Raw genomic sequence first — 11,630 nt, 5'->3', positions numbered from 1 at the left:
CAACTATTAGTCTGATAGATTTAGCATATGATTACTTAAATACATAAAATACAAGCAATGAAAAATTTCACAAGATTATTTTATGTTCTCTTGTCTTTAACCTTTTTTTCTTGTCAAAGAGAGAAAAGTAATAGCCCCAAAGATTCGGAAATTAGAGACCGTTATTTTAATCTTGAAAAAATAGGTTGGAAATCTCGTTCTTATACGCAAAATGTTGATGACATTGGTTTTACTGCTACCGAAGTTCCTATTCAATACTATTTATTAAAAGATCTGGGAAAAGAAAACTTAACGCTTGTTGATTCTCTTTATGAAAAAAATAAAAGAGAACGAGTTTTAGAGTTTACATTCCAACAAGACCAGGAAAAGGATTTACTTCTAAAGAATTTTACAGGAATGGATTATACTGACGCCGTAAAATACATGTCTTTTGGACTTAAAAAAGATTTTTACGTCGTCACTTCAAAAAAAGATACTATCACATGTTCGGGAGTCTTATTCGAACGCAATTACAAAATAGCACCTTATCAAAAAGTTTTATTGTTTTTCTCCGGAATCAATCCCAATGATACAATACAATTAGTCTACAGCGACTACCTTTTTAGAAAAGGAATACTAAAATTTAAATTTAAAGATCCCTACACTCAAATAGCCTTATGATGCCGCAAAAAAAAAATAAGTTAAAAAAAACTGTTGCTATTTATTTAGCCATGATGATTCTTTTAGAGACATTTCAACCAATGCAAATCTATGCATTGACAGGTGGTCCGTCTCAACCAGAGTTTGAATCCTTTACTCCAATAGGAACCTCTGATATGGTCGATTTAACTAGCGGAGATTTCAATTACAATATTCCGATAATGGATGTTGGAGGATATCCTCTAAACCTGGCTTATAATTCTGGCGTAACCATGGATCAGGAAGCATCATGGGTAGGATTAGGCTGGGATTTAAATGTAGGACAGATCAACAGACAAGTACGAGGCATACCTGATGATTTTAATGGAGACGAGATGATTTACGAAAATAATATGAAACCCTATGTTACAGTTGGTTCAAACTATAGTACTCATATAGCTGGTTTTGGACTTAAAGAAGCAAAAGCAAGTACTGGTATTAATATTAAATACAATAACTATGAAGGATTTGGTGCTTCGCTAAGTGGAGGGATGAGTTTTGAAATAGCCAAAAATTTAAGCGTTGGCATGAATCTGGAATCATCAGCATCAGAAGGAGTTTCAGTATCACCCAGCCTTTCTTATCATATGAAAATAGGTGAAACAGATTCTGGGAATTTTAATTTGGGAGCTAATCTGGGCGTGAGCTACAATAGCAGAAAAGGATTAGAAAGTACAACTTTGTCAACCAGAATAAGTAAATCTGATAAAGTAACGGGTAACAGTCTTGGCTCGATTCCGCTAACATCCGGGTCTCTTTCTATAATAAATTCATCATTCACTCCAACAAAGCGTGTGGGTATGGTGTCTTCTAACTATATGTTTAGTATGAACGTTGGTGGAGAACTTTGGGGTCTTGAAGTAGGCGCCAAATTTGCCGGATATAGAACAAGCCAGGGAATTAAAGATTCTGAGAAATATAAAATGGAGAAGGCGTATGGTTTTGAAAATACTTATAATGCCGGAAAATCAGATATTTTAGATTTTAACAGAGAAAAAGACCGAACATTCAATAAAAATACTACATCATTACCTTTAACGAACAATACTTATGACTTATATAGTATTCAGGGACAAGGTATTTCAGGAATATATCGTCCTTATAAATCACAAGTGGGTTATGTATATGATAACGAAATGCACGATGACAGCAATGGAGGTACATTAGGTATAGAAATGGGTGTAGGCGGTGGTGTGCATTCAGGTTTTGATGCTACACAAACCATAGGAAAAAGCTATAGTACTTTGTGGGAAAACTCAAATCCTGCTTTAGGCAGATTTAAAGAGAAAAAAAGTGGAAACCGACCAGATTATGAAAAAGTATTTTTTAAAAATATTGGAGGCTCACATGTTGATAAAGAGCTGGAATTACTTACTACTAAATCAGGGGGTTATTATCCGGTAAAATTAGAAATAAATGGCGGGAAATTCTCGAAGAGCACTAGTTTAAATTATTATAAAAATACCAGTATTATTACTAATACCGGAATAATTAAAAGAGAATCTTCCCGATTATCAAGAAATCAGTCTATACAAAAATTAACGAAGGCCGAAGCAAAAAAATATGGTTCAAAAAACCAGACCAGTCTTTTTGCAAAAGACCATCACACTGCAGAAATACGGATTACTAAAGAAGGAGGTGAGCGCTATATTTATGGCAAAGCTGCTTATAATACCACAAAGAAAGAAACAACATTTGATGTTAGTGATAAAAAGAATCCTAATGAGAAAGTCAATTTCAAAAACGGATTGGTTACCTACGTCCCTAATGTTGACAATTCTGTCCAGAATATTAAAGACGGAGACCAATATTTTAACCGTGTAACTACACCAGCATATGCACACTCATATTTACTTAGTTCAGTTTTATCATCAGACTATCAGGACTTAACAAATGATGGCCCTACAGATGATGATTTAGGAACGTATACTAAGTTTGAATACGAGAATAAAACTCCTGATGCAGCACATCTTTACAAATGGAGAGTTCCGTTTCTTAAAAACCAGGCAAACTATGATGAAGGATTGCGATCAAGCAAAAAAGACAATAAAGGAAATTATATCTATGGAGAAAAAGAGCTTCATTACATTAAAAAAATTGTAACAAAAACTCATGTTGCGATCTTCTTTATTTCAGAACGTAATGATGCATATGGCGTTATTGATGAGAATGGCGGGCGGGGAGAAAATTCTAAAATGTACAAATTAGACAAAATTTCATTATTTGCAAAACCGGAGTTTATTGAAAAAGGAGAAAATGCAATCCCTATAAAAGAGGCACACTTTGAATATAATTACAGCCTGTGCCAAGGTATCGACAATAGTATAAACCAAGAAGGGAAACTAACACTTAGTAAAGTTTATTTTACCTATAAAAATTCAAACATGGGAAAATTTACTCCTTATGTTTTTGGTTACGCTCCTAAAATTTTAGTCGAAAATACTCCAGGTTACAGTATTGAAAAGGATAAAATTAATAATCCTCCTTATAACATGAAAGCTTATGATGTTTGGGGAAATTACAAACCTATAAATGATAAACTGGGACCGGAAAGCACATCAAAACTATCTAATCCTGAATACCCATTTGTTGATCAAAGTAACAGAGAAAATGCAGATTTAAACGCAAGTGCCTGGTTATTAAAATCTATTCGCTTGCCTTCCGGAGGTCAGATGGAATTAAATTACGAAGCAGATGATTATGGATATGTACAGGATAAAGCAGCAATGCAAATGTTTAAAATAGTAGGAAGTGGGACGAAAGAAGAGTTAACTGCTGCAAATGTCGATCCTGAAAATAAAATTCAGAAAAGAAATTTGGGAAAATATATATATGTCGCATTAGATCAAAAGATAGACGAGCAATTATCGATTAATAATCCACAAATTCCAAAGATTTTCTATAATAAGTATATCAAATCTATTGGTGATGAAAGCAACCCATTATATTTTCGGTTTTTGCTAAATATGGTTAATCCTAATCCTACACCAGGCATTGACGGAACTGATAAGTATGACTATGTAACGGGATATATGAATATAGATAAAAGTGCCAATACTAACTTCGGTTTTCTGGAAGTAAATGGCAAACAATATGTTGCTATACCTGTTGAGTATGTTGGTAAAGGAGATGGATTTAATCCCAATGCACACGAAGTAAATCCTATAATAAAAGCAGGTTGGAATTTTGGAAGACATAACCTAAACAGGCTTATGTATGATATGAACAATGAAGAAGATACCGATAATTTAAAAGATATCGTGATACAACTTATAGGTTCGATACCGAGACTTGTAGAAATTTTTGAAAGCCCGAATGCTAAATTAGAGAAAGATGGTATTGCAAGCAAATTTGTAAGTAATAAATCCTGGATTCGACTCTTACAGCCTGACGAAAGAAAAATAGGTGGCGGAAGCAGGGTAAAAGATATTCAAATTCATGACCAATGGGATATAATGACAGATCATAAGGATAACGATGCTTACCGACAGTCTTATGGGCAAAAATATTTATATGAAACGGAAAACGGAAAATCTTCGGGCGTAGCGACTTATGAACCCTTGGGATGCAAAGAAAATCCGTTTGTAAAACCTTATTACGATCAAAAAAGAAGAGAATTGCTATTAGGTCCGGATACTGATAATTATGTAGAAGAACCTTTTGGAGAATCTTTCTTTCCGGCACCAAAAGTTACTTACAGCAGAGTAACAGTTACTAATTTGCCAAGAAACAAGTACAATGATAAAAAAGAAATAACCGCTACAGTAAAAAAGCATGCAACGGGATCTGTTGTTACAGAATTTTATACCTCAAAAGATTTCCCAACAATCGTTGACCGCACAACTCTGTCATCAGCCTATGAGAAGACATCATTATTAGGGAATCTACTTAATTTAAGTGTAAGGGAATATATTACATTATCACAAGGATTTTCTATTCATACAAATGATATGGATGGCAAAATGAAAAACCAAAGAGTATATGGTGAAGGGCAAAAAGAGTACATCTCAGGAGTTGATTACAATTATAATACGGTAATTCAAAATGAAGAAAACAATCAAAGCAAATTAAATAATACTGTACCAACAATAGATTCAAAAGGAATAATAGCGTCTAAGTTAGTTGGTGTTGATTATGATATCATAAATGATTTTAGAGAAAATAAAAGTACAAGCTCTACCAAGGGTATTCATGTAAATACGGCAACCATACCAATCACTGTTTATGTACTAGTGGTTCCGTCACCAATCCCAAGCATTTCAAAGCATGAAAGCCAGATTAGAACTGCGGTGACGACTAAAGTAATTCACACTACAGCCATACTTTCAGAAAAAGTGGCGTATGATCTGGGTGCAAAAGTTAGCACAAAAAATCTTGCCTGGGATGCAGAAACAGGTGATGTATTATTAACAGAAACAGTCAATGAATATAATGACAAATATTTTGATTTTAATTTTCCTGCTTACTGGAGTTATGATGGAATGGGGCAGACAGCTAAAAATATTGGACTGGAATGGGACATTATTAAAACAGGCAATAATCAATACCAATTTGTAGGTAATCATATCGAATCTGATTATCTAATTGATGGTGATGAATTGTGGATCAATGGTATTGCACCAGACGGCAAAAGCAAAACAATGATGAAAGGCTGGGTGGTAAAATTAACAGCTTCTAATTTCCAGCTTATTGGCGAAACAGGACTCCTTATTAAAAATGATGTTGTAAATACAGCGAGAATAAAAGTAATTCGTTCCGGATATCGAAACCTGCAAATGGCATCTATGGCAAGTGTGACCTCCATGACAAATCCATTATATAATTATGATAATAGTAATAGTATAATATCAGCAAGAGGAAATATAGGAAGTAATCCATTTATGTCTTCTTCATCAGGCAATAGAATTGTTAATGCATCTGCAGTACAGTATAATAATGTGTGGCCAGCACAATGCGAATGTAACTTACCTAAAATGACTTTTACAGGTGGTGTTTTAACCTATGAATATGAAAAAACAGATAATAAGTCTGAAGAAGAGGATATTATCAAAAACTCATACAATCCATATGTATATAATGTTTTAGGAAACTGGCGAGCTAATAAGTCATACGCTTACTTAACAGGAAGAAATTATACAACTGATCCAACACCACGAAAAACGGGATTCTATACTGACTTTTATCCATTCTATGTATTTGCAAATAATACATGGAAAATAACAACAGGAGCAAATTATGATAAATGGACATTTGCATCACAAGTTACACAATACAATCCTGCAGGACAGGAAATTGAAAACAGAGATGCTTTAAAACGTTATTCTTCGGCTTTATATGGTTATAACAATCGGTTTCCGGTAGCCGTAGCCTCAAATACAAAATACACAGAACTGGCATCAGACGGTTTTGAAGATTATAATATGTCGAACTGTGGCGCTACTTCGCATTTTGATTTTCAGGGACAATTAAAAACTAATGATGTTAGTATAACTGATAAACAATCACATACTGGCAGAAAAAGTTTAAAGGTCGCCCCGAATAAAAAAGCAGTTATAAAAAAACAAGTTGTTTCGTGTGTTACAGCCGGAGTAGTAAACGAAAATAATTAAGCCTTATGAAATCAATTTATACAGTAGTTTTTAGCATTATAATTTTTCTAATTACAGCGACGGGATTTTCTCAAGATCTGACTGATCAGGAAATAGGATTTGATGCTGCAAAACAAACACTTTACTTAAAAAAAGCTTTGATTACATCTTCTGCAGATATTGATCGTCAGATAGGTCGTATGCGGGAAATGCATAAAGCTCAATACATAGAAATGAAAAAAATTGAGAGCGAAATTTTGCAAAGAATAAAATCTAAGAGACTTCTAAAATCGATTACGAGTGTTATGGACGTCTCACAAAGCGAAAAAGCTGCCCTAAAAGCACTATATGACAGTACAAACGGAACAAATTGGAGAAACAACACAGGTTGGGATTTTTCGACTCCAGTTACTACATATGACAATCAGACACAAACGGGATGGAACGGAATTATTGTCGATAATGGCCATGTTGTATATTTAAATTTGGATTATAACAATTTAGATGGATTGATACCATCAGAAATAGGCCAATTAGAATATTTAAAAGTATTAAGTATAGAAATAAATAATATAAATGGCTCTATTCCTGAAGAAATAGGAAAATTGACTAATCTTGAATTTTTATCATTAAGTGATAATAAATTAAGTGGAGGCATCCCTCAAAGTCTTTACGACTTAATATCTCTTAGTTTTTTTGCTTTAAGTAAAAATATGCTTACAGGTGAGGTTTCATCAAAAATAAATAGACTTACAGATATAGGAGTAATATCTTTCTACTTAAACCAACTTAGTGGAGATATTCCATTACAAATAGGAAATCTTCAAAAGCTTGGTCATCTTTCTTTATCAGATAACCAATTAACAGGTTCTATACCACCAGAAATAGGGCGGCTAAAAAATCTGGCCAATATATTTCTAAGTAATAATAAATTGACTGGCGTAATTCCTCCTGAAATAGGAGTGCTGAAAAATTTAGAAATGTTATCATTAGAAGACAATCAATTGAGCGGTAACATTCCTCAGGAAATATCTGCGAAATATATATTCCTGAACAGCAATTTGCTCGAAGGTACAATACCATACCTTTCAGTTTCATATTTTTTAGATATAAGCTCAAATCAGTTCCGATTTATTGATTTTTCTAGTCAATTCTCCTCATTTAAAACAAAAATGAAAGATGATTTCATTTATTCATCTCAAGCTAAAACAGACACCGCAAAAACAATATATTCTATTGTTGGTAATTCTACAACTTTAACAATGTGTGAAGATGACAGGTTTACACTTGATGATACTTTTCAATGGTATAAAGGTAATTCTTTAATCTCAGGAGCAATTTCAAGAACTTACACTATTTCCAACTTAAAACTTACAGATTCAGGTACATATACCTGTAGATCCTATCATACTAATAATCCTGACATGTCTCCACTAGTGTTAGAGAGAGAGCCAATTATATTATATGTAAATAATTGCGAACCAATAACAGGAACAATCAAAGTAATCAATTAGTTGATCTTCTTCTAAATCAGTAAAATTTACTGGCTGAATAAAAATTTAATTATAGAACTATTTTATAGATAGTTTCATACTCCTTTTGTCCAAAATCAAGGAACAAATAACATATAAATACATATGGCAAACGATTTTAAAATAAAAAAAAATTGGATTATTATACTTTGCATATTGCTTGGTTCATTGTCTGCTTTTGCACAAGATTATAGCGATCAGGAAATTGGTTTTGATGTAAACAGAGAAACACTTTTTCTACAAACGAGAGGCCTGAATACAGCAGATGATCTTACTCGTGAGATTGACCGTATGCGGGAAATGTATAAAGCGCAATACATACAAATGAAAAAAAGTGAGGAGGAACTTTTGCAAAGGATACAACCAAAACAACTCTTAAAATCTACTGCAAACATTATTGACGTTTCACAAAGTGAAAAAGAAGCTCTAAAAGCATTATATGAAAGCACAAATGGTTCAAAATGGAAAAATAATACCGGTTGGGATTTTTCGACCCCCGTTACTTCATGGAACAATACAACAAAAACAGGGTGGTACGGACTTATTGTTGATAACGGTCATGTTGTTGATTTATCCTTTAGTACCAACAATATAAATGGATTTATACCTACAGAAATAGGACAATTAAAATATTTAAAACGATTGAATCTAAGCTATGGTCAATTAACGGGTTCTATACCGCAAGAAATAGGAGAGCTTGTAAATCTTGAAATATTAGGATTTCTTTCAAATAAATTAAGTGGTTCCTTACCGCAAGGTTTTTACAACTTAAAATCGCTTGTAAATTTATCTATCAACGAGAATCAATTAAGTGGAGAACTATCGCCAGAAATTAACAAATTGAGCAATTTAACTTATTTGTATGCACAGAAAAACCAATTTAGCGGACATATTCCACCACAAATTGGAGACCTTCAAAAACTAATTTCAATAAATTTTGCGTATAACCAATTAACAGATTCACTACCTCCAGAAATAGGACAACTTTCAAATCTTACCTACTTTAATTTAATAAATAATCAATTAACGGGTTCTATACCCGCAGAATTAGGAAAACTAAAAAGCGTTATTAATTTTTATTTAACTAATAATAAATTGACTGGTCCAATTCCACCGGAGTTAGGGTTGTTGAAAAAAGTACGTTGGATGTCTATAGATTATAACGAACTAAGTGGTACTATTCCTGAAGAAATAACAAAACTGTCAGTTGATTTTTTAAGTCTAAATAATAATTTATTTGAAGGAATATTACCTGTTTTTAAAAATTTATATTCATTAGACATAAGATCTAATAATTTTCGATTTATAGATCTTGCAAATCAGCTTACGTTATATAGAACAAAAACAGAATTCTCTCCTCAAACAAAAACAGATGCTGCAAAAACTATTACTTCATCAATTGGAGGCTCAGTAACTTTAACAATGTATGAAGATGAGAGGTTTACTCCTGAAGATACATACCAATGGTTAAAAAATGGAACAGAAATTATTGGAGCAATTAATAGAACCTATACAATTCCTGATTTAAAATCTGCTGATAACGGATCGTATACCTGTAAATCGTATCACAATAGTAATCCTAATATGTCTCCTTTAATATTAGAGCGAGAACCAATTATATTAAACATTGTTAACTGTACATCAATATCGGGAACAATGAAATCACTTGCTGAAAAATCATACACCAATCTGGAAAGTACATTTATATTCGAAACTACGGCTACCAACTTAATCTATAGCTGGTCTGTTGCAACAGTTGCAGGAAAAATCATAAATACTAATAGTGCGAATACTAGTGGGGTGTATTCGTATAAATTTATAGCAGAAGAAGATTATATAATAACCCTTATCGTTACAGATGCTTCCGGATGTTCGGCCACGTTTACAAAACCTGTTAAAGTAATTGATAGACATTGCACTAAAGAAGCTGTTAATTTTATTTTCGAACATCAGGATAAAATTCAAAATTACAACTGGTCCAGTACAAACGCAGCTAGTATAGTTGTAAATACAATAACAAATACCACAGGATTATATACGTTTATACCAGAACTCCCAGGTGAATATGTAATAAAATTAAAACCGGAAAGACCGCAAGATTGTGGAACAATATTTTCTAAAGAAATCACTGTAGAAGATTGCACTCACCTCATTTCTTGTACTAAAACCAATATTTATACCCCAGAAATACATCGTTTATTTATTACACTAATCAATAAATTAGGAAGTACTCCCAATGGCAGTGATGTAAATATATATGCAAAAAAAGAAATAGCAGCTTTATCTCCTTATACAACTCATTTAAAAACTAAAATATACAATTTTACCAATACCAAGACCGAAGTAAGTTTTTCTTTTTCGGAAAACGAAACAGGAAACGATGTTCAGATACCTAAATCAGCTTTAGCATCTGTTGTTAGTATTGACTTAAGCAACTATGAAGATGCTCTTACAAAAATTACAGTTGCTGCAAAATTTAGCAATGGTTCATATCAGGATGGATATATTCAAAATATCAATTTCTGTGTTACTGAGTTATCATGTGTGTCACATATTGCTCTTGTATTAGATGAATCGGGTTCTATTGCTACCACCGAATTCAATAAGATAAAAAAACAATTAAAGGCATTTGTTCTACAACAGGCTGCAACGAATGATACGATGGGATCTAATATTTATGTTTCCTTAACAGGAATGTCTGATAGTGATGAAAATACAAGAATTGATTTTATTAAACCAATAAAATTAACCAATACCCCATTAGTTATAAATCAATTTAACAACTGGATTGATGGTTTAGGACTAAGAAACGGAAAAATAAAAGGTATAAGTGCTTCTTCAGATTATTGGAGAAGTGGTCTTGAAGGCGCCCTAAGTTATTCTATGAAACCAGATGTAGTTATTATGATAACAGATGGTTGCCAGACTGCTGACGTTTCCGGGTTAAAAACAATCATGAGAGGGTTTAATAATGCTCCGGGAAGTAATCCTAATTTACCACATTTATATGTTGTAGGTATTGAAAAGGGATTTTATGTAGATGAAAATTTCTATACCAATAAAGATTCCGATCCTAATCTTACTCAGGGTATTCTAACCAATACTGTAACAACGCATCTGGCTAAATCATTAAAATATCTATTTGATTATCCCGATACCATATTCCCTAAATCAGATATCAATCAATTTGATTCAGGAACTTATTTCGGACATCCTAATTTTAGTTTATTGGGTTCTGATAACACCTATTTTTCAGATAAACTCGCTGATTCTGAAATAGTTTGCGGTACATCTGCCAAAAAAGATTTTTGTGATGATTGTCTTTCTTTTAAACCAGAGCCTGGTAAAGAATACTTATTAAGTGCATGGGTAAAAGAAGAACTTTTTGCCCAGGTTAAAACCTATGAAAACCCGGTCATTAAAATTGTTTTTTATAATAATAAAGAAGCTTTGGATATAAAATCCCATAAAATTGATTCATTATCTGTAAAAGCTTCCGGAAATATAATAGATGGCTGGCAACGCGTAGTACAAAAATTCAAAATCCCTATTAATACGATTACCATAGGAATTCAGTTGGAAAACAGTAGTTCCGGAGTTCCTGTTTATTTTGATGACATTAGGATTCATCCACTACAGGGAAGTATAAAGTCATTTGTATATGATCCTGAAACATTTAAACTAATGGCTGAGTTGGACGAAAACAATTATGGAACTTTTTATGAGTATGATAATGAGGGCGGTTTGGTTCGGGTTAAGAAAGAAACAGAAAACGGGATCAGGACAATTCAGGAAACACGCTCCGGGAGTGCAATCAATATAAAACCTTAAT

At 32.8% G+C, this 11,630-nt stretch carries 4 protein-coding genes; all 4 read left to right on the top strand.

The genetic code is table 11. The features are described 5' to 3' along the window. Positions 1-57 precede the first annotated feature (57 nt). The 4 genes from BXU01_RS18235 to BXU01_RS18220 all read left to right on the top strand — a co-directional run bounded on the left by BXU01_RS18235 (position 58) and on the right by BXU01_RS18220 (position 11,629). Complete coding sequence (locus BXU01_RS18235) at positions 58-660, top strand: hypothetical protein (protein ID WP_083694569.1); 603 nt, start codon at positions 58-60, stop codon at positions 658-660. Then, positions 657-6,287 carry a hypothetical protein gene (locus BXU01_RS18230; RefSeq protein ID WP_083694566.1) on the top strand — a complete coding sequence of 1,877 codons (5,631 nt, stop codon included), beginning with the start codon at positions 657-659 and terminating at the stop codon, positions 6,285-6,287. Before BXU01_RS18235 ends, BXU01_RS18230 begins: the two co-directional genes overlap by 4 nt. Before the next feature lie 5 nt (positions 6,288-6,292). Next, positions 6,293-7,780: an immunoglobulin domain-containing protein gene (locus tag BXU01_RS18225; RefSeq protein ID WP_083694564.1), complete on the top strand. Its 1,488-nt coding sequence runs from the start codon at positions 6,293-6,295 to the stop codon at positions 7,778-7,780. 123 nt (positions 7,781-7,903) lie between these two features. Beyond that, a complete protein-coding gene (locus BXU01_RS18220) occupies positions 7,904-11,629 on the top strand; it encodes a hypothetical protein (RefSeq protein WP_083694562.1) in 3,726 nt (1,241 codons plus the stop codon). Position 11,630: the final 1 nt, after the last annotated feature.

The organism is [Flexibacter] sp. ATCC 35103 (assembly GCF_001975985.1).
Lineage (GTDB): Bacteria > Bacteroidota > Bacteroidia > Flavobacteriales > Flavobacteriaceae > Flavobacterium.
The sequence above is the reverse complement of the archived record's forward strand: the minus strand, read 5'-3'. Positions and strand labels throughout refer to the sequence as shown.